Origin of the sequence: Anabaena sp. 90 (genome assembly GCF_000312705.1) — a bacterium.
Taxonomy (GTDB): Bacteria; Cyanobacteriota; Cyanobacteriia; order Cyanobacteriales; family Nostocaceae; genus Dolichospermum; species Dolichospermum lemmermannii.
In genome coordinates this window covers 1,594,249-1,618,317 of sequence record NC_019427.1, presented here as the reverse complement: position 1 = coordinate 1,618,317, position 24,069 = coordinate 1,594,249, and the positions used below count along the sequence as shown (strand labels likewise).

General features: G+C 36.0%; 25 protein-coding genes. 14 read left to right on the top strand and 11 right to left on the bottom strand.

What is annotated here, in order from left to right; all coding sequences use genetic code 11:
* Positions 1 to 48 precede the first annotated feature (48 nt).
* On the bottom strand, positions 49 to 705 hold the full coding sequence (locus ANA_RS07300) for a nucleoside monophosphate kinase (protein ID WP_015079421.1): 657 nt from the start codon (positions 703 to 705) through the stop codon (positions 49 to 51).
* Between the two features lie 133 nt (positions 706 to 838).
* Here ANA_RS07300 and ANA_RS07295 point away from each other — a divergent pair, with 133 nt between their 5' ends.
* Both ANA_RS07295 and ANA_RS07290 read left to right on the top strand, forming a co-directional pair.
* Positions 839 to 1,180 (top strand): recombinase family protein, encoded by a 342-nt coding sequence (locus tag ANA_RS07295; RefSeq protein WP_015079420.1) that lies wholly within the window; start codon positions 839 to 841, stop codon positions 1,178 to 1,180.
* A gap of 243 nt (positions 1,181 to 1,423) precedes the next feature.
* Positions 1,424 to 2,608 (top strand): CBS domain-containing protein, encoded by a 1,185-nt coding sequence (locus tag ANA_RS07290; RefSeq protein ID WP_015079419.1) that lies wholly within the window; start codon positions 1,424 to 1,426, stop codon positions 2,606 to 2,608.
* Between the two features lie 238 nt (positions 2,609 to 2,846).
* Here ANA_RS07290 and ANA_RS07285 read toward each other — a convergent pair whose 3' ends face one another.
* Entirely contained in the window at positions 2,847 to 4,388 is a 1,542-nt protein-coding gene (locus tag ANA_RS07285) for an FAD-dependent oxidoreductase (RefSeq protein WP_015079418.1), read from the bottom strand.
* Between the two features lie 125 nt (positions 4,389 to 4,513).
* Between ANA_RS07285 and ANA_RS07280 the strand changes: the two genes are divergently transcribed.
* From ANA_RS07280 to ANA_RS07265, 4 genes are all read left to right on the top strand, one after another.
* On the top strand, positions 4,514 to 4,708 hold the full coding sequence (locus ANA_RS07280) for a hypothetical protein (RefSeq protein WP_015079417.1): 195 nt from the start codon (positions 4,514 to 4,516) through the stop codon (positions 4,706 to 4,708).
* Between the two features lie 303 nt (positions 4,709 to 5,011).
* Positions 5,012 to 6,871 (top strand): NAD(P)H-quinone oxidoreductase subunit F, encoded by a 1,860-nt coding sequence (locus ANA_RS07275; protein WP_015079416.1) that lies wholly within the window; start codon positions 5,012 to 5,014, stop codon positions 6,869 to 6,871.
* Between the two features lie 184 nt (positions 6,872 to 7,055).
* Positions 7,056 to 8,549, top strand: a complete 1,494-nt coding sequence (locus ANA_RS07270) for an NADH-quinone oxidoreductase subunit M (protein ID WP_015079415.1) — start codon at positions 7,056 to 7,058, stop codon at positions 8,547 to 8,549.
* A gap of 225 nt (positions 8,550 to 8,774) precedes the next feature.
* Positions 8,775 to 10,097 carry a CO2 hydration protein gene (locus ANA_RS07265; RefSeq protein WP_015079414.1) on the top strand — a complete coding sequence of 441 codons (1,323 nt, stop codon included), beginning with the start codon at positions 8,775 to 8,777 and terminating at the stop codon, positions 10,095 to 10,097.
* 230 nt (positions 10,098 to 10,327) lie between these two features.
* Here the strand turns inward: ANA_RS07265 and ANA_RS07260 are convergent, their stop codons facing one another.
* The 9 genes from ANA_RS07260 to ANA_RS07215 all read right to left on the bottom strand — a co-directional run bounded on the left by ANA_RS07260 (position 10,328) and on the right by ANA_RS07215 (position 15,958).
* A complete protein-coding gene (locus ANA_RS07260; protein ID WP_015079413.1) occupies positions 10,328 to 10,798 on the bottom strand; it encodes an ArsC/Spx/MgsR family protein in 471 nt (156 codons plus the stop codon).
* A gap of 234 nt (positions 10,799 to 11,032) precedes the next feature.
* Complete coding sequence (locus ANA_RS07255; protein ID WP_015079412.1) at positions 11,033 to 11,644, bottom strand: cysteine dioxygenase family protein; 612 nt, start codon at positions 11,642 to 11,644, stop codon at positions 11,033 to 11,035.
* A 241-nt stretch (positions 11,645 to 11,885) separates the two neighbouring features.
* A complete protein-coding gene (locus ANA_RS07250; RefSeq protein WP_015079410.1) occupies positions 11,886 to 12,371 on the bottom strand; it encodes a hypothetical protein in 486 nt (161 codons plus the stop codon).
* Positions 12,372 to 12,681: 310 nt separating this feature from the next.
* Positions 12,682 to 13,134, bottom strand: coding sequence for a hypothetical protein (locus ANA_RS07245; RefSeq protein WP_015079408.1), 453 nt, complete (start codon positions 13,132 to 13,134; stop codon positions 12,682 to 12,684).
* Between the two features lie 108 nt (positions 13,135 to 13,242).
* A complete protein-coding gene (locus tag ANA_RS07240; protein ID WP_015079407.1) occupies positions 13,243 to 13,692 on the bottom strand; it encodes an HNH endonuclease in 450 nt (149 codons plus the stop codon).
* A gap of 7 nt (positions 13,693 to 13,699) precedes the next feature.
* Entirely contained in the window at positions 13,700 to 14,140 is a 441-nt protein-coding gene (locus ANA_RS07235) for a hypothetical protein (protein WP_015079406.1), read from the bottom strand.
* An 8-nt stretch (positions 14,141 to 14,148) separates the two neighbouring features.
* Positions 14,149 to 14,994, bottom strand: coding sequence for a hypothetical protein (locus ANA_RS07225; protein WP_015079405.1), 846 nt, complete (start codon positions 14,992 to 14,994; stop codon positions 14,149 to 14,151).
* A gap of 218 nt (positions 14,995 to 15,212) precedes the next feature.
* Positions 15,213 to 15,551, bottom strand: a complete 339-nt coding sequence (locus ANA_RS07220; protein WP_015079404.1) for a XisI protein — start codon at positions 15,549 to 15,551, stop codon at positions 15,213 to 15,215.
* Positions 15,539 to 15,958, bottom strand: coding sequence for a XisH family protein (locus ANA_RS07215; RefSeq protein WP_041458292.1), 420 nt, complete (start codon positions 15,956 to 15,958; stop codon positions 15,539 to 15,541). The genes ANA_RS07220 and ANA_RS07215 overlap by 13 nt, the downstream gene beginning before the upstream one ends.
* A gap of 323 nt (positions 15,959 to 16,281) precedes the next feature.
* On the opposite strand from ANA_RS07215, the gene ANA_RS07210 reads away from it, so the two are divergent.
* The 8 genes from ANA_RS07210 (at position 16,282) to hypB (ending at position 24,067) form a co-directional block, all read left to right on the top strand.
* On the top strand, positions 16,282 to 17,442 hold the full coding sequence (locus ANA_RS07210) for a hypothetical protein (RefSeq protein ID WP_015079402.1): 1,161 nt from the start codon (positions 16,282 to 16,284) through the stop codon (positions 17,440 to 17,442).
* Positions 17,443 to 17,481: 39 nt separating this feature from the next.
* On the top strand, positions 17,482 to 19,833 hold the full coding sequence (gene hypF, locus ANA_RS07205; RefSeq protein WP_015079401.1) for a carbamoyltransferase HypF: 2,352 nt from the start codon (positions 17,482 to 17,484) through the stop codon (positions 19,831 to 19,833).
* 58 nt (positions 19,834 to 19,891) lie between these two features.
* A complete protein-coding gene (locus ANA_RS07200) occupies positions 19,892 to 20,140 on the top strand; it encodes a HypC/HybG/HupF family hydrogenase formation chaperone (protein WP_015079400.1) in 249 nt (82 codons plus the stop codon).
* A 58-nt stretch (positions 20,141 to 20,198) separates the two neighbouring features.
* Positions 20,199 to 21,350: a hydrogenase formation protein HypD gene (gene hypD, locus ANA_RS07195; protein WP_015079399.1), complete on the top strand. Its 1,152-nt coding sequence runs from the start codon at positions 20,199 to 20,201 to the stop codon at positions 21,348 to 21,350.
* Positions 21,351 to 21,374: 24 nt separating this feature from the next.
* Complete coding sequence (locus tag ANA_RS07190) at positions 21,375 to 21,590, top strand: tautomerase family protein (protein WP_015079398.1); 216 nt, start codon at positions 21,375 to 21,377, stop codon at positions 21,588 to 21,590.
* Positions 21,591 to 21,658: 68 nt separating this feature from the next.
* Complete coding sequence (gene hypE, locus ANA_RS07185) at positions 21,659 to 22,753, top strand: hydrogenase expression/formation protein HypE (RefSeq protein ID WP_015079397.1); 1,095 nt, start codon at positions 21,659 to 21,661, stop codon at positions 22,751 to 22,753.
* A gap of 157 nt (positions 22,754 to 22,910) precedes the next feature.
* Complete coding sequence (hypA, locus tag ANA_RS07180; protein WP_015079396.1) at positions 22,911 to 23,252, top strand: hydrogenase maturation nickel metallochaperone HypA; 342 nt, start codon at positions 22,911 to 22,913, stop codon at positions 23,250 to 23,252.
* Positions 23,243 to 24,067, top strand: coding sequence for a hydrogenase nickel incorporation protein HypB (hypB, locus tag ANA_RS07175; RefSeq protein WP_015079395.1), 825 nt, complete (start codon positions 23,243 to 23,245; stop codon positions 24,065 to 24,067). Before hypA ends, hypB begins: the two co-directional genes overlap by 10 nt.
* The last annotated feature ends 2 nt before the right edge of the window (positions 24,068 to 24,069 follow it).

The following is a 24,069-nucleotide window of genomic DNA, read 5'->3' as shown; positions in this document are numbered from 1 at the left end:
TTCTTTTATTTCGCATAAAATACTCAGGACTTTTACTTTATTTTTGTGTCATGCAGATAAAATCTGTTTCCCTGCTTTGATTAATCTTTTTCTAGCATTTAAAGTTTTTTTGTTTCCTATTAAACGAGACTTAGAAAAAGAATCTTGTAAAAACTGAGTTACTATTTCGACTGGGCGATCGCCATTAATCACAGTTAAACAACCTTGTTGGCGATAATGCTGAATTAAGGGAGTAGAATGCTCCTGATAGACTTCTATTCGCCGATAAATAACCTCATGATTATCGTCTAAGCGACCTCGTTGCAGTAACCTTTGTACCAAAACATCAATTGGGACATAAAAGCTAAAAACTTGGTCGTAAGGCCGTTCTGATAATGCAGTGTGGCCTTTAGCCCGGATTTCTAATAGTAATTGATCAAGAAGTTTCACCTGGGATAAATTACTAGGAAATCCATCCAGAATCCAACCCCGTTGGGCAGAGGAATGACTGAAGTGTTGGCGGATGATATCAAGAATGAAATCATCTGGAACTAAATCACCTCTTTCTATATACGGCTTGACTTTTAAGCCGAAAGAAGTCTCTTTAGCGATCGCCTGACGGCATATATCATCCATGGAAATATGCGGAATTTGCCATTGGCTTGACAGTGCTGCCCCCTGGGTACTCTTGCCAGCACCCGGTACTCCCAAGAAAATCAATCGCATTCAAACACCCCCTATTTCCAACCTAAGATGAGATGAAATCAACAACCAATACAATCCCCAAATATAAGATTCCTCTAGGAATAGCCAATATTTGAGATATCATATCTACAGAGGTGATTGAATTCTCAAAACTATGGCAACTGAAAAATCAAAAGACTCTTACCTGTGGGAAAAGCTAGACCAAGCCAGGAAAGCGAAAGCTGCCAGTGGCGGCTATGCCGGCTATGGTTCACCTGCTTTTGGTCAACAGTCAGTTAATGGTGAACTAGTAGAGAATCCATCTGAACAACAGATCATTGAATTAATTCGCCGTCACCACAAGTCAGGAAAATCACTTCCACAAATTGCCGCGTGGCTTAACCAGCAAGGATATACAACCAAGCGAGGCAGTCAGTGGCAACCTGTATCAGTTAAAAGGGTTTTAGACAGGCTGTATGGTAAAATACAAAGAATTTCCGGCATGGACGAAGACTGATGCCCACATTGGCTCTGATTTAGAACCACAACGTAAAAATGTCTTCTTTGCCCTATTTGAATAGACAACTTTAAATTTTATCCTCCGTTTACCTTTTAATCGTTAAACCCTTTATATGTAAACTGTTTCCTCGATTTATCCTTTACATCCCTCATATCATAACTGAAATTTGTAGAAATAATATGTATATGACAAAAAACTTTACAAAACTTCATAAATTAACTTTATCAGCTATTGTCAACCATGCAAATTGATGACCCACTCATTGGCGTTCCCTGCTTAGAAGAGGCGATAGATAGGCATCCACTGGTTGTTGCGCCCCATACTTCCCTAATTAATGTTGTGAATTTAATGAATCAGACGCGAGGTAATAGTTGTTTATTACCTGATTTTGATTCAGCAATTGGCTTTAGTTCCATGGGAGGTACGCGTTCAAGTTGTATTTTAGTCATGGAAGAAACAGAAATACTGGGTATTTTCACAGAGCGAGATATTGTCAAACTTACAGCGGCGGGTAGAGATTTTGCTGATGTGAAAATAGCTGATGTCATGGTGCATCCAGTCATAACCTTGGCGGAAACTGCATTTCGGGATATCTTTGCCGCACTGTTTTTGTTTCGACGATATCGCATTCGCCACTTAGTGATAGTCAATGCAGAGGAACAACTCGTGGGGATTGTCTCCCCAGAAAGTATTAGACAAATTTTGCGCCCCACCAACTTGCTGAAAATGCGGCGGGTGTCAGAAGTAATGACAACTCAGGTAATTCATGCACCACCTACAGCCTCCGTACTCAGTTTGGCGCAGATGATGGCGGAAAATCAAGTTAGTTGCGTGGTGATAGTCAAAACAGATTCCTGGAACGATGTCTTATCAGCCTTTAAACCAGTAGGAATTGTGACAGAAAGAGACATCGTACAATTTCAAGCATTGGGATTAAATTTGGCTCAAATTGAGGCAAAAACAGTGATGAGTACACCCTTATTTTTGCTAAGTCCAGAAGATTCCCTCTGGTCTGCCCATCAAGAAATGCAGCAGCGACGAGTGCAGCGATTAGTTGTATCCTGGGATTGGGGAGCAAAGTTAGCGATCGTCACTCAAACCAGCTTGTTGCGAATATTTGATCCACTGGAGATGTATGGAGTCATAGAAACATTACAAATAACTGTAGCTCAATTAGAAACCGAAAAAGCTAAATCTTTCCATAACCAAAGTAACTCCACCGAACTACCACTACAGCCAGACTTAAAGCAGATACAGAAACAACATATAGTTGCTGACGAAAACTTAGATAACTTGATTGCTACTGTTGAAAGCCGGATAGAACATTTGATCAAAAACCCTGATTTATCCACAGAATTACAGCAAATGTATTTAGGTTTAGCGACAACGGAGATGCAAAAAATCCGCCATTGTCTTCATAGCTGAAAAATATATAGGACTAATCAAACCATTTATAGCTGGACTTTAGACTACAAACTTGTTTTATCCAAGTTTATAAAATCATAAAACCTCTATTCATAACCATTTACCAGATACAGCAGATTCCGCTCTAATGAGGTACAAACTTGAATTATGAAACTCTTGTAGTGCGGGCATACTTCGACAAGCTCAGTACAAGTCTTGCCCGCTGGATATGTACCTCATCACACCGGAAAGTGCTGTATTATTCAGAATAATCACTACCAGAACCAAACTTCCATTTATCTATTAACCGATGCCAATAATATCGGTTTTCTGGTGATAGATTATTAACTAATGGTTCTAATCTTGGACTTAGAGAGAACAAACTAGTATACACAATTAAATTCACATAATGTAACATCCAATCCAACAAACTCAATAAACCAACTTGGGGAATGATTTTCGCAACTAATAAAGGATGAGATAAACCAGTTTTTAACAAAGTTTTTGTTAACGCCCAAAACTGAACAATATCTTGTAAAAAAGGTTTTAAAATAGGTGTTCCTAACTGCTGCATTTGGGCAAATACAGCGGAGAGTAATTGGTTAATTTGATTGGAATCAATTTTCTGATTTACACCTACACTCATCGCTTTTTGGAATAACCAAGTTACACTTAAACTTGGTTGATAGGGTTGCAATATTGCCAAAGATTGGGCAGATAATTGATCAGTTTTTAGTGCTTCTGCAATTCCCAAAGTTAGCCTTTGTAAATGACGTACCATAGCCCCAAAACCACCAAAACTTAAAGGTGATTGATTCCCGCTACTATCTCCCACAGGTAAAATCCGATTCCAAGGGGTTTGCAGAGGACTTTGACGATAACTAGGAAAGAAACCAAATAACGCCCGTTGAAAATTTAGGCGATTAATTTCCACACCTTGATATTCTGGTAACAAGCGTAAATATTCATCAAATAAAGTTTCTAAACTCAACCGTTGTGGATCTGCATCCATATAGGTAAATAAATATGTAGTTCTACCATCTTTAGCTGGAAAAGCTTCCCAAAAATATTGACATTGATTTTCCAAAGCTGTGAAAGATAACAACAAGTCTCCTGAGTTATTTTCTGGATATCCTTTAGCACAAGTTCCCACAACTAAACAAAGTGCATCTGGTTTTTTTCCTTGACGCGCTTGTTGGCTAATGGGAGAAAGATTTCCCATAGCATCTAGTAACAATTTTGCAGTAAATTGATTATTGACTATGACTCCATTTGGGTGAACTACAATATCGCTAAATGGTGTATTTTCAAATAACTTTCCTCCAAGCTTAAGAAAGCGGGTTTTTAAGGTTTCGAGGAGATAAATAGGATTGACACCAATGTTAAGAACATCTTCTACCCAAACTTCTGTACCTCCTTGAAAGCTAACTCTTGCGGGGTTATATTCAGTGACGATAGCTTGTGCTAATTCGTCTGCTGTCAACAATTCCAATTCCCGAAATACTTCTAACTCTTTGCGAGAAATATTCCATTCCTGTTCTCTTCCGCGCAAAATTCCCCTTTCTAGTAAGGCTACGCCCACACCACGTACAGCTAAAGCGCAACCAATCAAAATTCCTAAAGTTCCACCGCAGATAATGACATCAAATTCTACAGATTCTAAATTTTTGGGATTTTCTGTAACTACGTTGGGTATGGGTGCGTTACCTGTTCGCAACAATGCTAATATGCTGTCAGTCCGGCGCAAGCCGCCTAAAACATCGCCTGGGAGTTGGGAAAGAATTTCTTCGGTTAGGGACATAATTGTTGATTTTAAGCAAAGTTCTATATATTGATACTATCTTTGCTGGATACATAAACCTGTTTATAGTTTATGGCAATCTAGATATATAAGTCTCTCAATAACTTAATTTGTAGGAAATACTTATGAACCGTTCTCAGATAGTTGCGATTATTACAGGGGCAATTTCTATTCTACTAGCGATCGCATACCTAATCGTTGTCCAAATTATTGATTATCGGGATATGAAGCCAGCGCCCGTTAGTCAACTCAGCCCAGTCGTAATCATTGCGTCAAGTAATTTACCCAATTTGCAACTTGACATAATTGCTAAAGTGTGAATTTGATCGGGGTGGAAAATACCGCCCCTATACTATAGATACTATAGACAAATACAATCCATAGACTCAAAATAATAGTTACCATTTAATAATTCAATCTATTGAAATATAAGAATTCTTTACAGAAAATATCGTGAATTTGTCTAATTAGGTAATTCTTTTTTGGCACAGATAAAGGTAAGCTATTTCTAACAATATTAAATAAAGATAAATTTTCATTGTCTGTCATCACTAAGTTGATAGGGATCAACGCTACTTGGTGTGTTTTCTTTAATTTTTGCTGCAAACTATAGAGGTAATTTAATGGATCAGTATTTAGTAGACACTGTTTGGCTAATTCCGGTTTATGCTTTGATAGGTGGGCTTTTAGCTATACCTTGGTCGCCGGGAATCATTCGCAAAACTGGTCCTCGACCGGCGGGATATGTCAACGTGGTGATGACCTTTATCTCCTTTTTCCATGCCGTCTTTGCTTTCTTTGCTATTTGGAATCATCCAGCTAAAGAAGTATTTATTCCTTGGCTATCAACAGCAGGTTTAAATCTGACTATTAATTTAGAACTTTCTGCTGTCAGCATCGGGGCAGTAATTATTATTACCGGCTTGAACTTGCTGGCGCAGATATACGCTATTGGTTACATGGAAATGGACTGGGGTTGGGGACGCTTCTTTTCCTTATTAGGATTATTTGAAGCTGGTCTTTGTGCTTTGGTTTTGTGTAACGATTTATTTTCCACTTATGTAATTCTGGAAGTCCTCACATTGGGAACTTACCTATTAGTAGGTTTGTGGTTTAGTCAGCCTTTGGTAGTGACTGGGGCGCGTGATGCTTTTTTGACTAAACGGGTGGGAGACTTGTTTTTATTAATGGGTGTGTTGGGACTGTGGACACTCTCAGGAACTTGGAATTATACAGAGTTAACTGCATGGGCGGCCACGGCGAATGTTGACCCGACAATTATTACTTTAGTGTGCTTGGGGTTAATAGCTGGACCTATGGGTAAATGCGCCCAGTTTCCTTTGCATTTGTGGTTAGATGAGGCGATGGAGGGACCTGTTCCCAGTACAATTTTGCGGAGTTCGGTGGTAGTGGCCAGTGGGGCATGGGTGTTAATTAAATTACAACCTGTGTTTAGTTTATCACCTGTGGCATCTTCGGCGATAGTGGCGATTGGGGCGGTGACAGCGATTGGTGGGGCGTTAATTGCGATCTCTCAAATTGACATCAAACGCTGTTTATCCTATTCTGTCAGTGTTTACATGGGGTTAGTATTTATTGCGGTAGGCACACAGCAGAACGAAGCCGCATTATTATTAGTTCTCACTCATGCCGTATCCGCTGCATTATTAGTTATGAGTACCGGGGGCATTGTTTGGAATAGTGTTACCCAAGATGTTACCCAATTAGGTGGATTGTGGTCACGTCGTCCCATGTCCGGGATAGCATTTATTGTCGGTACATTGGGTTTAATTGGTTTTCCCCCTTTAGGTAGTTTTTGGGCATTATTTAAATTAGCTGATGGGTTATGGGAAACACATCCGACTTTAGTAGGAATAGTAATTTTTGTTAATGCCTTAACTACATTTAGTTTAACTAGAGAATTTGGTTTAATCTTTGGTGGTAAACCCAAACAAATGAGTGAACGTTCTCCTGAAGCTATTTGGTTAATGGTGTTACCAATGATGATTTTATCTGGCTTTGTTTTACACCTGCCTTTAGTGTTGCAAAGTTTGTCATTACTTCCAGACTGGGCAACATTAAATAAAGACGTAGCCCTGCTATTAATTTGGTCAAGTATCTTCGGCTGTAGTATTAGTAGCATCATCTATTTAGGCAACATTCCCAAACCAATTCGTTTACCCTGGCAAGGTTTACAAAATTTATTTGCTTACGATTTTTACACCCCTCAAATTTACAAAGTTACCATTATTTTCGGCGTTGCCCAACTTTCTAAATTTGCCGATATGCTGGACAGATTTGTAATAGATGGTATTGTCAACTCTGTGGGTTTATTCTCTCTATTGGGTGGTGAAGGCTTGAAATATAGTAACAATGGACAAACTCAATTTTATGCCTTAACAGTTCTGTTAGGAGTCGGTTTTTTAGGTGCTTGGGTGACATGGCCTTTCTGGGGAATTCAGTTCATGAATTTAATTTTCTAAATATCTATGATTTAGATTGCTGATAATAATCTACCCCACAGCGGGGGGAAGAAAAGGATAAACTTTTGATATTGGAGGTGGTTGGGGATGGGGTTCTTGTATCTCACTCAATCGAGAACCGCTATATTACCAATTACCAATTACCAATTACCAATTACCAATTACCAATTACCAATTAATAAATATGTTGAGTGTTTTAATTTGGCTACCAATTATAGCCGCTATAATCATCGGTTTTTATCCAGCAAAAAATGTTCCTGCAAGTCAGATTCGGTTAGTATCTTTAATCGTCACAGGTTTAGTTTTGCTGTGGAATATTTTCATTTTGTTAAAATTTGATATCAGCAATCCAGGGATGCAGTTTACAGAATATCTACCTTGGAATGAAACATTAGGTTTAAATTATCAGTTAGGAGTTGATGGATTATCAATATTAATGTTGGTATTAAATAGCTTCCTCACTTGGATTGCTATTTACAGCAGCAGCAAAGATACAGAACGTCCTCGGTTATTTTATTCCCTGATTTTGTTTGTTAGTGGTGGCGTTGCTGGTGCTTTCTTATCAGAAAATTTGCTTTTGTTCTTCCTATTTTATGAATTGGAATTAATTCCCTTTTATTTACTAATCTCCATTTGGGGAGGAGAAAAACGAGCCTATGCGGGCATGAAATTCCTGATTTATACAGCCATTTCTGGGGCTTTAATTTTAGCCACATTTTTAGGCATGGTATGGTTAACAGGTTCTCATAGTTTTGCCTTTGATGCTGTGGCGACTCAAAACATTTCTGCGGGAATGCAATTAGTATTATTAGCAGGAATAGTTTTAGGTTTTGGCATTAAGATTCCTTTAATTCCTTTCCATACTTGGCTACCTGATGCTTACGTTGAAGCTTCTGCACCTATCGCTATTTTGCTAGGTGGAGTCTTAGCAAAACTGGGAACTTATGGACTATTACGATTTGGCTTGGGAATGTTTCCTCAAACTTGGCAGATTATCGCCCCAACTTTAGCAATTTGGGGGGCAATTAGCGCGATTTATGGGGCAGTTGTAGCGATCGCCCAAACAGACATAAAACGCATGGTAGCATATAGTTCTATCGGCCACATGGGCTATATTTTACTAGCAGCAGCAGCCGCCACGCCTTTAGCATTAGTTGGTGCAGTCGCCCAAATGTTTAGTCATGGAATTATTCTCGCTATTCTCTTCCATTTAGTCGGAGTTATTGAAACCAAAGTTGGGACAAGAGAATTAGATAAACTTAGTGGTTTAATGAGTCCTATTCGCGGTTTACCATTAATTAGTGCCTTGCTGGTTTTAAGTGGCATGGCTAGTGCTGGTATTCCCGGTTTAACAGGTTTCATTGCGGAATTTATTTCCTTTCAAGGCAGTTTTTCCAGCTTTCCCATTTCCACAATTTTATGTGTAGTAGCATCTGGTTTAACCGCAGTTTATTTTCTTATTCTTCTCAACCGTACCTGTTTTGGCAAACTGCAAAATAACCTAGCCTACTATCCCAGAGTATTATGGAATGAAAAAGTTCCCGCGCTAATTTTGGCATTCTTAATTATCTTTTTGGGAGTACAACCCACCTGGTTAGTGCGTTGGAGTGAAACCACAACTACCGCTATGGTAGCGGCAGTTCCCACTATCGAAAAAACCGTAATTGCCTTGAAGTAGTTATGATCAATATCTCGTTCCCAGTCTCCGACTGGGAATGCTATCACAGAGGCTCTGCCTCTAATTCTAATATTATTGAAGGCAGAGCCTTCTAGAATTCATTCCCACACAGAGTATGGGAACGAGAAATTCCCTAGTTTACTTTAGTAAACTTTAGCTATTAGCCTGGAACTTAAGTTCCAGGCGGGTGTGGAAGCCAACAAATAAACCCAAAACAAAAATATTATGGTACAAACTCCAGCTAAACCAAATACAAAAATCCCACCTTCAAAACACGAATTTGCAGAAATTATTCATCGTTTAGAAGCTGGCGGTTCAATGTTACCAGATACCCCAGAAAACTTAATGCAAATTATCGGTATTTATAAAGCTTATGCTGTACCAATGGATTTCTATTGGCGAGACTTACTTTATATTGCCGAAAGAGTATTTTTAGATCCTTTGCCAGCTTTTAAATATTTCCTACCCCAAGAATATCTAGACTTACATAATCACTATGCCGGGGATGATGCTGATTTAAGAATTTGGCGAGGTATAGCCACTGCACACCCAGAACTTTTGGCATTTATGCAAAAGGGTGAAACTACCAAAATGCCGAAAATTTTCCATCATTTATTCCATGACAGAATTAACATGGAATTTGCGGAAGCCTGTATGCAGGCTATGTTTTGGCATCGCAAAATGTATGCACCTGTTAATCAATTTGATGCCTATTTAGATTCCGAAGAATATAAAGCTAATGCTGATAAAGCCATTAAAGCTTATTTTCGGAAAAACCCCCTCATGTCGGGACTTTATAAACTGTTTCCTGATATGTTTTTGGAACAGTGCCGGATGATGTCCTATTATTCTAATTTAGGACTTTTTTGGGAAGTCATGGCACCAGTATTTTTTGAAATGTCAGATATTTATGATGAAGGTGGTTTCAAAAGTGTACCTGATGCCATGAATTTTCTCATAAATGGTATATTTGCTATTGCAGGTCGTCCGATTTATCATCATGTTTATATTGATGGTGAATGTTATGAAATCATCCCCAAATCTAAAGGTTTTACTTGGCTATATGAAGCCGCATTACCCTATGTAGAAGCTGTTTTTTATCGCACAGCACCATTTAGAGGGACAAAGTCTTATAATGCCCAAGCAGGACAAGTTCCAGAAGATCAAAAAGACTTCCATTATGGGATTCTTTACGCTGATGTTTTTCCTGTGGGTACAGCCGGAATTCCGCCAACATTATTAATGCAAGATATGCTGCACTTTTTGCCTCAATATCTTGTTGATTATTACCAAGAACATTGTCGAGGAGAAGAGGATATTTTGATTCAATTGGGGATTACTTTTCAACGTTCGATGTATAATGTCACATCGGCGGTAATTCAAGCTTTAAGAACTGCCCTGTTGTATCCTTTAGATGATGAAAATCCCCAGCATTTACAAGCAAATCGGGAATTTTTTGAAATGCAGCTAAATCGCTTTACTCGCACTGATTATGGTATGCGTGATGCAGCGAGATTACGGAACATTCAAAGACAGGATTATAGATAAATGGCGTTGCTGATAGCCTGCGTGGCGTAGCCATATTGAATTGAGGTATGAAATTCCCAAATTTAACCTTTATCTTACCTTTGCGCCTTTGCGCCTTGGCGTGAGACTAAAATTCATACCCTTAATCAGCAACACCGATAAATTATTGTTTTTACCCGCCTTTTTTCTCTGAATAACTTTGAGAACTAAGAAAGAAGCGGGTAGAGATTTTTTAATACCTCATGTCCTTGTCAGTGATTTTTACAACCACCTTTACCATGATGGTGGTCGTGATCTTTTCCATGAGAGCAGCCCTGGAGGTCTTGCTGCATGAGGTTTTCACTCATTGGTTTTAAAGACTCATCTGCGGCTTTCAAGCCTATCCATGCGTCAATTTTCTCGACATCAAAGCCTACTTCTCTTTTATCCCCTACTTGGATCAAGGGACGACGGATTAATAAGGGATCTCTCAGCATCATGACCAAGGCATTTTCAGCGGTGATGTTTTCGGGATTCACCTCTCCTGATTTTACACTAGGCGCAGCTTTATTGAACCATTCTATGACAGGGCGATCGCCAAAAAATGACCGCAATTTTTCCACTGTCCAAGGTTCTGTTAATAGGTTATATACTACTACTTCATGACCTGCTGCTGTTAGCAAAACTTTTTGCTTTGTACCACCTTTACAGCCTGGTTTTTCATAGAAAATTACTCTGGCCATTGCTGTTTCTCCTATAAGGTTATAGTTGGATGTTTGGATAGGAAATAATTAACCGCAGATTAACGCAGATAAACGCAGAGAGAAGATGATTATTTTGATTGATAGCTAACACTTAGATCCCCGACTTCTAAGATTAATTATTCATTTATTAACAATATCTAAAAAGAAGTCGGGGATCTTATTTTCTATAATATTTATCAGCATAATCTGTTATTTCCTTTTTTGCCACTACCTTTAAAATTTTTTAGCAATGTGATTAGTTACGTCAAATTCAAATCTCTGTTTTGGGTTTGTTTCTCCATAAATATTAAATGTTACTGTTGGTTCTTTACCAATGGCTTGAACTTGATGTATTGTCTCAGGTGTAAAACTGATAATATCACCGGAGGATAAATTTACTTCGCCTGTTTTTTCAATTTTATCAGGAAATTCTGGATGAGAACTCCGTCGCCAAAAGGTGTTTTTTTCCTGACCTTTTAAGATTGCCACTATTCCCCATGTTCCATGGTTATGAATAGTAGAAGTTGTTCCCGGTGCAAATGTTACTGTTTGTACAGTTAAAGGAAATCCTAATTCATCATATAATAGTAAAACAGAGATTCCCGTTTTTGGATCAGGTTGTAAAGGTTGACTTTGTACCCAATAGGAATTTATCATTAATCGTCTTACCAACATTCTAATTTCTGGTAGTCGTGTTGATTCATCTTCGACATTTTTGAGAACGTCTTCGACTTCAGTTAAAAAGCGATAGAGACGATAATTATCACGCAATAAATCCCATGATCTTGCTGATTTACAAACTTGATATTCTCCATTTTCAGCAACAAATAAATCCTGACCTTGCATAAATTTTAAAATATTGACTGTGCAGAATTAGGTAAAAAAATTATAGGAGGAGATGTTTGAGGCATTTTAGTTACAGGAGTCAAGGGAGATGTAGGCATTCCTGGTAGAATCACAGTATTCTGGGTAGAAAATGACGATATTAGCTGGGAATTTGAGTTGAAAGATAACCAATTATTCATGATTCGTAATTTGTTGATTGCTTGTAGTTGTCATTTGTAAGGAGTTTTCCCTATTTCCAGATTTAATCATCTACTTCTGGTGGACGAGTTAAAATATCGAGAAGAATACCAGCACCAAAATCATTTTTGTCATCAATACCTTTTATTCTGATACTGATTTCCTTTGCTTTTTCTATGTTTCCTAGTTTAGCTAATACCAAACCAGAAGCAGCATAAGCAGTTAAGTACAATCTGATTTGAGATTCTTCGTGACGTTTAACTAGGATAGGTTTAAGTTCTTGCCAATTATCAGGTAGACTTTCCGCTTTTTTTATTTTAGCGGTTATTTTCTCTGCTGTTGTCAGTGCTAAGACATAATTATTTTTGTAGTAAAAATATCTATAAGCTGCAACTAAAACATCTGTGTTATCTCCTGTTTTAGCTAACGCTTGCTGCATATATTTTGTAGATTCTTCTGTATTTTCCCAAGTCTGTGCAGCTAATATTAATAATTCTTTGACATCATCTGCTACATCAAACCATGAAAAGCTATTTGTATCAATTTGCATAATAGGTAATTAATCCCATTTGTTCTGGAATATTGGGGATTTCCCATATTTACTATTTAACAGTTAAAATTATATTTATTTAGATAAATTTAATTATTTTATCACTTTGGTAAAATGAGAGAGAATAACGTCACTTTCTAGTACAGAAAGAGATTCCATACAACAAATTGCAGGAGTTGCTATATTAAGTATTGCTGTTGCTTCCGGATCTTGGGGATAGACTAACTTCTCAGTTTTTTTATTGATTTTTGGCAAAATCAATAAAAAAATTAGTTTCTATATAAAGCGTAATCATTAAATTTTCTAACCTTTATTGTGCTGCATCAGCAATTTTATCTACAAAGCCTATCTGAGTTAGTTCTTCTGATTTTGGTGGATTATCTGTTTTCCAATTATCAGCCAAATCTCTCAACCATCCTTCAACTAATGTTTCCAGATAGTATTCAAAAATCCTCTTTTTATGACTAAATTCTGGATCATATTCAGACAAAACTTCATGAGTTAGGAAGGTGTAGACATTTTCTAACTTTTCACCATCCCATTGAAAAATCTTAATTTCTTCACGGGTAGCTGTCATAGCATAAGGAATTATAACTTTATTATGTTCATACTCAAACTTGAGGATATCTTCGACTTTGGCAGTAATATCTTCTACAATATTTCTAGCTCTAACTTTTGATACTAAAAGTTTATTTCCGTTTTTATCCCAAGCTGTAATGTCAGATAGTTCTATTGTTTTGTTACTAATTTGTGTAACGTCCATTTTTTTAATCCTCGTGACATTGACTGTTGCAATATCTTCATTATAAATGATAATCGCTCTTAACTCTATATCAAAAATGCGATCGCTTCGCTATTTACTTAAATTAGTTTATTCCTTTAAAGACTGAAGCAAACTTTTAGGACGTACAGATTTTATAAAAGAATAAATTTCTGGATATTTTGTAAAAATATAAAGTTCATATTCATACCAGTGCATTTCTCCTTTTTCCAAATTACAATTTCGACAAATGACCCATAAATTTTGAAAATCTAATGATAACCAAGGATATTGTGATCTTGGTAACTTATGATCAATACTTCTTCCATTATCCTCTCTGTATTTATCATCGCAAATTGGACAATAATAATCGGAATTATCTCTTACCCATATTTTACTTTCTTCAGTTGTTCCACATTCTGAATCACCATTAATATATCTCCAACGATCAAATTTTCTGTAATTCTCAAAATCTTGTTCAGTCAGTTTATGATATCTTTTTTTACCAATCTTATCTGCAATTTTAAATAATTCCCCAATATCTTTATTCTCTAAGTTCATATTCTTCCTATAATTTTGTAGTTCTATATGTTTTATGATTGCGCTTTTTTGTATGTTTAGATTTAGTATTTTGACTAAAATCAATAATTTCCATTTCTGTCTGTGGGAACTGTCTATCTATCTCTTCTGCAATTTCATTCACTTCTTTTGCTAGTTTTTGCTGAAAATCTTGTATTTCATCCTCCGTCAGATATTTATTACCAATATGATCCGCTTCTAAAAATAATTCTTCTAGGGTCAAATTTTCTACCTGATACTTCACTAAAAAATCTTGAACCCTGTTATATAGATTAATAACATGATCCCAACCAAGATTTTTATAACCATTTTCTTTTAACCATTTTTGATCTTCTGGAGATAATTTAATTCTATTTTGTGAGTTATGTTTTTGAAGTTCACGATAAGTCATTCCTTGAAAACTTTTCTTACTATTTTTCTTATTAATCATAAAAATTATTAACCTTGTATAGATTGTAATAACTTAATTAGACCTTTGCGAATCTCACTATCTTCTAATCTCAATAAACTATTCATATTAATTGATAATTTCAATCTGATTTGATCTACTATATTTTTTAAATATTTATTATCTTTTTGTAGCTGACTATTAGCTTCAGTTAACTGTTGATTATTAGAGCTTAATGTTTTTACTTGAGTGTTAAGGCTTTTATTTTCTTTAGTAATGCGTTTAATATCTTCCTCTAGTTTTCTTGTCTCTTGTTGTAGTTCTTGCTTCCGTAAAGTTGATTCTGATTTTAATATTTCTATATTATCAATGGATTCTTGTAACTCTTTATATTCTCTCTGCAACAAGAATAATTCATTTTCTAATAATTTTGATTCTTCATTTTCTTTTTCTAATTGTAAATTCACATTGGTTAAATTTTGGTTACTCTGATTTAATACTTCTAATTGAGTTTTGAGATTTTTATTTTCTGTTGTAACTTGTTGAATATCCTCTTCTATTTTTCTTGTTTCCTGTTCTAATTGTTTCTTTTTCAAAGTTGATTCTGATTTTAGTAGTTCTATATTTTTAATAGATTCTTGCAGTTCTAAATATTCATTTTGTAAAGATAAAAGTTTCGTTTCAGCTTGATAACGTCTACTTCCAAGCGAAGCATTGTTTTTACGAAGACTAGCATTTTTTTCAGCAAATGATTCAATTAACTTAACTGTTATAGGTTCATTATCAAGAATCTCAATAATTTGTTCGCACTCTTCTTTATTCAACGCAGCACTGATATTTTTATTAATTCCATATTTTTCCATTAAAATTGTTTGTAATTGACCCTTAGATGCCATAAATTCCTCAAAAACTAATCAATTAAAATGCTTATTTTGCAAATGTAGATAATCTACAAATTTGGTATATTTGTACTATTAATTTATTTTTCTCAAGAATGAGTTAGCAATTTAAATAACATTATAACTAATATATGTTGCTTTTGAAAACAGTCGCAACTGTATTAATACTGATTTAACAGTGTGAAATTTAAAATTATTGTAAAGTCAAAACTTACCTAAAAAACCGCAAATTCCGTATATTTCCGTACTTCAGGCGCTTTAAACCCTAAAATAATATGTCCTTTTGGTATTCCCCCAGCAACCAAATCATTAGCAACCCCCTCCTCAGTACCATCATGTTGAATCCAAACCTTACCATCAATTAAATCAAGATGTAATAAAGTTCCATATATCCGATAACCATTTTTCCAACCAGTTTCTACTAATAAATAACGATCATTTTTCTCATCTAACACCAATTCAACTTTAACTTGTTCATCATTGCCAAGAAAATCAGCATATTCTTCAAGAATTTTTTTAATGATTTGACGATATTGATTAGTTAAGGAATCCATTTGACAATTACCTCCTGTTCAGCATCAAAACTAAATAAACGAATTACACCATCTTCAATTAAAGTTTGACCAGCTTCTTCTTCAAAAACTGTTTTACAAGTGCTTTCACTCACAGCCAGAAATAACTTATATTCAGGATAATAACGTGCTAATAAATGATCATACAAAACAAATTGACCAACAGCGTCTTCCAGGTCTTTCATATCCGAAGGACGAGTAAAACTTTTCACCTCAACAGCTATTTTTTCTGTTTCTCGTTCTGCTGCTAATAATCTTTCAGCACCTAAATCAACAAATAGATTTTTACCTCTTGCTAAACGAATTCGTAAAGGGTCATGGATAATTTTCCAACCATCTTTGATAAGTGCATTTTTTACAGTATTGTGATAGATGTCTTTAGCTGGCATAGTATTTATTTTATCAACATAATTTAACAAAGTAATCTCAACTCTATCAAGTAATACAATTATATCATAATTCATGCTGAGGCAAGCTTTTCTATAACCAGTATCAAACAATTGTTATTGCTTTAACAGAAACTTTACGAAAAATGCAGGAAATTGATAGAATTATTCCAGGTTTTCCAATAATCTAAGTAGATGAGTTTCACGCAAGGAAACCCAACATTTTCCAAACTTTGTTGGGTTGCGCTATCGCTTAAACCAACCTACAATTTTATTAACTAAACCGTATTGGAGTAAATAGCGTAAATATTAATTCCCTATCTACATTGCAAACCCAAAATATCCCCCATTTACCCCTCTCCCCTCATGGTGCAAAAATAATATTAGGAAACAATATTACACCAGAACAAATAGCAATACCTATTGCACCTACTCCCACAACAATGTTTGGACCCCGTGCAGCTTGTTTATTATCACCAACGGGACCATTATGGGTAGCAGATACAGGACATCATCGTTTATTAGGGTGGCGAAATTTACCCACAAAAGATCATCAACCTGCTGACTGGATAATAGGACAACCTGACTTTTTTCATGAAGGACAAAACGCTAAAAGAACACCAGGAAAATCTACATTTAGTGTCCCTACAGGTATTTGCAAATGTGGTCATGGTTTAGCCGTTGCAGACGCTTGGAATCATCGCATTCTCATCTGGTATAATATCCCTACAGATAGTCATATTCCCGCAGATTTAGTATTAGGACAATCTAACTTTATTGATAATTTACATAACCGAGGAAATCAACAACCTGCGGCAAATACTTTACATTGGCCTTATGGTATTTTCTATCATCAAGGTAAGTTATTTGTAGCTGATACTGGCAATCGTCGCTTATTAATTTGGAATCAATTACCCACAGAAAATGGACAACCTGCGGATATAGTTTTGGGACAACCAGATATGATATCACGCAATGAAAATGGGGGTGGTTCTCCCACTGCTGCTAGTATGCGTTGGTGTCATGATATCACCCTTTGGGAAGATAATTTAGTTGTCACAGATGCAGGTAATAATCGGGTTATGATTTGGGAAGGAATTCCCACAGCAAATAATGCCCCTTGTGCAGTGGTTTTAGGACAAAAAAACTTCAATTTTGTGGAATTGAATCAAGGTTTTTATTTACCTAATGCTAGTAGTTTAAGTATGCCCTATGGGGTAGATATTTGGGGAGATTATTTAATAGTTGCTGATACAGCTAATTCGCGTTTAGTAGGATGGAAAAAACGAGAATCTATTCTATTATTACAGGGTGCAGATGCTGATGGTGTGATGGGACAAGATAACTTTACAAATAAAAGTGAAAATCGGAATTTTGGACTACCAACACGACAAAGTTTAAATTGGTGTTATGGAATTAAGGTTTGTGGTGAGAATGCGGTAGTTGCTGATTCTGGGAATAATCGCGTTTTGATTTGGAAGTTTTAATTATTTCGCGCAAAGATACAAAGGAGCAAAGACGCAAAGATGAGAATAGAAGAAATTCGGGTTTGTGGTATTGTGCAAGGGGTGGGTTTTCGTCCTACTGTGTATCGTTTGGCGAAGGTTTTTGGTTTGAAAGGTGATGTTTGTAATGATGGTGAAGGGGTGTTAATTCGTGTTTCTGGGAGTGAGGAGGAAATAGCGGAGTTTGTGAATCAATTATATCAAGAATGTCCTCCTTTAGCAAGAATTAATGAGGTGATTAGAAGTCCATATTTGGGGGAGTTTGATTTTAATGATTTTGTGATTTCTCGCAGTGTTAATAGTGTGGTGAAAACGGAAATTTCTCCTGACGCTGCAACTTGTCCCCAATGTCAAAGGGAGATTTTTGATCCTTTTAGTCGTTATTTTCGTTATCCTTTTACTAATTGTACTCATTGTGGTCCAAGGTTGAGTATTATTCGGGCTATTCCTTACGATAGAAATAACACTAGCATGGTGAATTTTTCAATGTGTAAGGAATGTGAAAAGGAATATCAAGATGTCGAAAATCGTCGTTTTCATGCCCAACCTGTGGCTTGTTTTGAATGTGGACCGCGTGCATGGTTAGAAAGGGCTGACGGTAAACCTGTTATCTCTGATATGTTTTCTATGTTAGATGATGTGGATGCTGTTTGTACTTTATTACAAAAGGGTGAAATTGTTGCTATTAAAGGTTTAGGCGGTTTTCATTTAGCTTGTGATGCCACTTTAGAAAATGCAGTTTTAAAACTCAGAAATCGTAAACAGCGTTATCATAAACCTTTGGCTTTAATGGCAAGGGATATTAATATTATTTCTGAATATTGCTATATTAATGAGTTGGAAAAAGAATTATTAACAAGTCCTGCTGCACCTATTGTTTTATTAAATATTAAAGATAATAGTAAATTAGCATCTGACCTAGCCCCAGGACAAAATACCCTGGGTTTCATGCTACCTTATACGCCGTTACATCATTTAATTCTCAGAAGAATGAAAGTACCCATAGTTTTAACTAGTGGGAATATTTCTGATGAACCACAATGTAGAGATAATGAAGATGCAAAAGATAAATTATCAAAAATAGCTGATTATTTTCTTTTACATAATCGAGATATTATTAATAGAGTAGATGATTCCATAGTTAGAGTTATTGATAATCAAATACAAACCCTTAGACGTGCTAGGGGATATGCACCAGCACCGATTAAATTACCACCTGGATTTGAGAAAATACCGCCAATTTTAGCCATGGGTAGCGAGTTAAAAAATACCTTTTGTTTATTAAGAGAAGATGAGGCGATTTTATCACAACATTTAGGAGATTTAGAAAATGCGGCTGCTTTTAATGCTTATCAAGAAATATTGAATTTATATCTCAATTTATTTTCCCATAAACCAGAAATAATTGCTATTGATAAACATCCAGAATATCTATCATCTAAACTTGGCAAAGAACTAGCAACAGGTAACAAAATTAAATTAGCAGAAATTCAACATCATCATGCCCATATAGCTGCTTGTATGGCAGAAAATCAAATTTCTTTAGATACAAAACCCATTTTAGGAATAGCATTTGATGGGTTAGGGTATGGTGAAGACGGTACACTGTGGGGAGGAGAATTTTTATTAGCAGACTATCAAAATTTTCAACGTTTAGCCACATTTAAACCTATGCCCATGATAGGAGGAAAACAGGCAATTTATCAACCTTGGAGAAATACATACTCTCAATTAATTAATGCTTTCACCTGGGAAGAACTTAAAGAAAAATATAGTGATTTAGAAATAATCAAATTCTTAGAACATAAAAACCCTAGACTACTCAATCAAATCATAGAAAAAGGTATTAATTCACCCGTAATATCATCAGTAGGAAGATTATTTGATGCAGTTGCAGCCGCCATAGGTATTTGTCGAGAACAATGCAGTTATGAAGGACAAGCAGCCATAGAAATGGAAGCAATAACTGATATCAATATTTTAAACAATGATAAAGAAAGTCTAAATTATTCCTTTAAATTTGAAAAATTAGATAGTATTTATTATATAGATACATCCCCAACATGGCGAGAAATTCTTAATGATATTAAACAGCACATCTCATCATCAATAATAGCTGCGGGATTTCATAAAAGTTTAGCTATTGCTATTGTAACAATGGTTCAACAACTTAGACAAGAACATCAATTTAATCAAGTAGCATTAACAGGAGGCGTATTTCAGAACCAAATTCTATTACAACAGGTAAAAATGCGACTAGAAAAATTAGAACTTAATGTATTAACTCATAGTATAGTACCCACAAATGATGGCGGATTATCACTAGGACAAGCCGTAATTGCAGCCGCTAAATACTTAAAAGAAATAACATAAAAACCTCTGTTGTCTCTGCACCTCTGCGTGAAATAAATATTAAAAAAGGAAAACTAAAATGTGCTTAGGAATACCCGGACAAATCACAGAAATAACCAACCCAGAACATAAACTAGCCATAGTTAATATTGGAGGAGTCAAACGCCAAATAAACATAGCCTGTATAGTTGACGAACAACACCCCCCAGAAACTTGTATAGGAGATTGGGTATTAGTCCACGTCGGTTTTGCCATGAACAGAATCAACGAACAAGAAGCAGCAGAAACATTAAAATTATTACAAGAAATAGCCCAATTTTATCCTTAAAATCTCCTTTATTCCTTTGCGTCTTTGCACCTTTGCGCCTTTGCGCGAAACAAAAATTATGAAATATGTAGATGAATTTCGTAACCCAGAAAAAGCCCAAGCCTTACAAAAAGAAATCAAAAAACTCAGCCAAAAAATAGACAGACATTTAAAAATAATGGAAGTATGTGGAGGACATACTCATGCTATTTTTAAATATGGAATCGAAGAAATATTACCAGATAATATTGAATTAATTCATGGTCCTGGTTGTCCAGTTTGCGTAATGCCTAAAGGGAGAATAGATGATGCGATCGCACTCTGTCAACTACCCAACATCATATTTACCACATTTGGCGACGCAATGCGCGTACCCGGTGCAAAAACCAGCTTATTACAAGCCAAAGCCCAAGGTGCAGATATTCGCATGGTTTATTCACCCTTAGATAGCCTGACAATAGCCAAAGAAAACCCCCATAAAGAAATCATCTTCTTTGGTTTAGGCTTTGAAACCACCGCCCCCAGCACCGCATTTACCATTCTCCAAGCAGCCGCAGAAAATATCACTAACTTTAGTATGTTTTCTAATCATGTATTAGTAATTCCCGCATTAGAAGCATTATTAGAAAATCCCGATTTACAACTTGATGGTTTTGTTGGTCCTGGTCATGTAAGTATGGTCATAGGCACAGAACCTTATGAATTTATTGCCCAAAAATATCATAAACCCATCGTTATTTCTGGCTTTGAACCATTAGACATCTTCCAATCAATTTGGATGTTATTAAAACAAATAGTAGAAAATCGTTGCCAAGTTGAAAATCAATATAATCGCTTAGTAGAACCTAGAGGAAATCAAAACGCCTTAACAGCCATAAATAAAGTATTTGCAGTCCGTGAAAAATTTGCATGGCGAGGTTTAGGAGAAATCCCCAATTCCGGTTTTAAAATCCGCGAAGAATACGCCCAATTTGATGCAGAAGCTAAATTTACAATTCCTAATTTAAAAGTAGCAGATCATAAAGCTTGTCAATGTGGAGAAATTCTCAAAGGAGTTTTAAAACCTTGGCAATGTAAAGTATTTGGAACAGCTTGCACACCAGAAACACCCATAGGAACTTGTATGGTTTCCTCCGAAGGTGCTTGTGCAGCATATTACAAATATGGGCGACTTTCAACTCTGGCAAAAAGAGATAAATCAGGTGTATCAACCGAACCTATATCAGTCTAAATTGCACAATTTGAGGAAAATTATATGCCTTTTGTAACTGTCCAAATTGGTAAAGGTCACTCCATAGAAAAAAAGCGAAAATTAGTTAAAGCTGTAACTGACGCTTTAGTTTCTGCCTTAGGAACAAAACCCGAATGGATAACTATTCATATTGATGAATTTGAACGGGAAGATTGGGCAGTTGGTGGCGTTTTACATTACGATAAACATAATGGTAGACATGAAGAAACGGGTAGGTAATTAATTAATAATGACAGGCATCTTGCCTGTCCCACAAGAAAACATTATAATTACAAAACAATTTTAAAATGACAATCAACTCTCATCAAAATCCCCTTTTCCAAAAAATTGAACAAATCCGTCGTCGTCAAGGAAAGGTAAGAGATACTCATATTAACTTATCCCATGGTAGCGGTGGTAAAGCCATGAGAGATTTAATCGCCGATATCTTTGTGAAAAGTTTTGATAATCCCATTCTTTCCCAATTAGAAGACCAAGCCACATTTGATTTAGCCAATCTTTCCCAATATGGAAACAGATTAGCATTTACCACAGATTCCTATGTAGTAGACCCCTTATTTTTTCCTGGTTCAGACATAGGAGAATTAGCCATAAATGGCACAATTAATGATTTAGCTGTGAGTGGTGCAAAACCTTTATATCTTACCTGTAGCGTCATTTTAGAAGAAGGTTTACCAGTAGAAACATTACGGCGTGTAGTTGCCAGTATGCAAAAAGCAGCCCAAAAAGCCGGAGTGCAAATAGTTACAGGAGACACCAAAGTTGTTAATCGTGGTTGTGCCGATAAATTATTTATTAATACTACCGGAATTGGCATAATTCCTCCAAACATTGATATTTCTCCCCGCCATATTCAACCAGGAGACGTAGTAATTATTAATGGAGAAATAGGCAATCATGGCACAGCAATATTAATTGCCAGAGGAGAATTAGCATTAGAAACAGATATAGAAAGCGACTGTCAACCACTGCATGAATTAGTCGCCGAAATTATCAAAGTTTGCCCGCAAATTCACGCCATGAGAGACGCAACCAGAGGAGGTTTAGCCACAGTATTAAACGAATTTGCCCACACAGCAAACGTAGGAATACGCATTAATGAAAAAGCAATTCCTATCAGAGAAGAGGTAAATGGAGTATGTGAAATCTTAGGTTTAGAACCCTTGTATTTAGCCAACGAAGGAAAATTAGTCATAGTTGCACCTCCAGAAAAAGCCGATTTAATTTTAGCAACAATGCAAAACCACCCCACAGGAAAACAAGCATCTATCATAGGTGAAATTATTCCCACACCACCAGGAATAGTCCTCTTAAAAACCGCCTTTGGTGCAGAAAGAATCATAGATATGCTAGTCGGCGACCAACTTCCAAGAATTTGTTAGAATCTATAAATTACGTAGGTTGAGTTGACAAAATAAACCCAACGCTTCCAACATTTTTGCGGTTTTGTTGGGTTGCGCTATCGCTTAACCCAACCTACAAATTCACTTCTTTTCTCTGTGTCCTCTGTGCCTGGAGTGGTTCGTTTAAAAAAAGTATATGCACGAATTAGGAATCACCCAAAACATCATCGCTATAGTTAGCGAAAACGCCCAAAACAAAAAAGTCCAAAGAGTATTATTAGAAATTGGTCAATTATCAGCTATTATGCCAGATGCGATTAAATTCTGTTTTGATATTTGTTCCCAAGATACAATAGTCGAAGGGGCAAGATTAGAAATTTTAGAAATACCCGGAATGGCTAAATGTCGTCAATGTAGGACAATATTTTTGATAGATAAACCTTTTGGAATTTGTCAATGTGGTAGTGTGCAATTAGATATCATAGCTGGTGAAGAATTAAAAATCAAAGAAATTGAAGTAGAGGAATTATGTGTGTAACCTGCGGTTGTTCTGACGATAATCAAACGACAATTACAAATATGGAAAATGCAGATCATCATACCCATACTTTAGCAGATGGAACTGTAATAACCCATTCTCATCATCATGAAGAAGCACCCCAAATTCACGCTAAAATTCATAATACAACGATATCTTTAGAACAAGAAATTTTAGGTAAAAATAACTTATTAGCTGCCCAAAATCGCGGCTGGTTTAAAGGTCGAAATATTCTGGCTTTAAATTTAATGAGTTCTCCAGGTGCAGGAAAAACTACTTTATTAACTCGCACTATTAATGATTTAAAAGATAAATTAACTATTAGCGTGATTGAAGGTGATCAAGAAACTACTAATGATGCGGAAAAGATTAAACAGACAGGTTGTAAAGTCGTACAAATTAACACGGGTACGGGCTGTCATTTAGACGCATCAATGATAGAAAGGGGTTTACAAGAATTGAATCCTCCTCTTAATTCTGTGGTGATGATTGAAAATGTCGGAAATTTGGTTTGTCCGGCTTTATTTGATTTAGGAGAAGCCGCTAAGGTGGTAATTTTATCGGTGACAGAAGGGGAAGATAAACCTATTAAATATCCTCATATTTTCCGCAATAGTGAAATCATGATTTTGACAAAAATTGATTTATTACCTTATATCAATTTTGATGTTCAACGCTGTATTGAATATGCAAAACAGGTAAATCCCAAAATCCAAATTTTCCAAGTTTCTGCTACTACTGGGGAAGGGTTGGAAGATTGGTATGGGTGGTTAAGTCAAAAGGTGAATAATTCAGCTAATTTAATTTCTCTATAAAT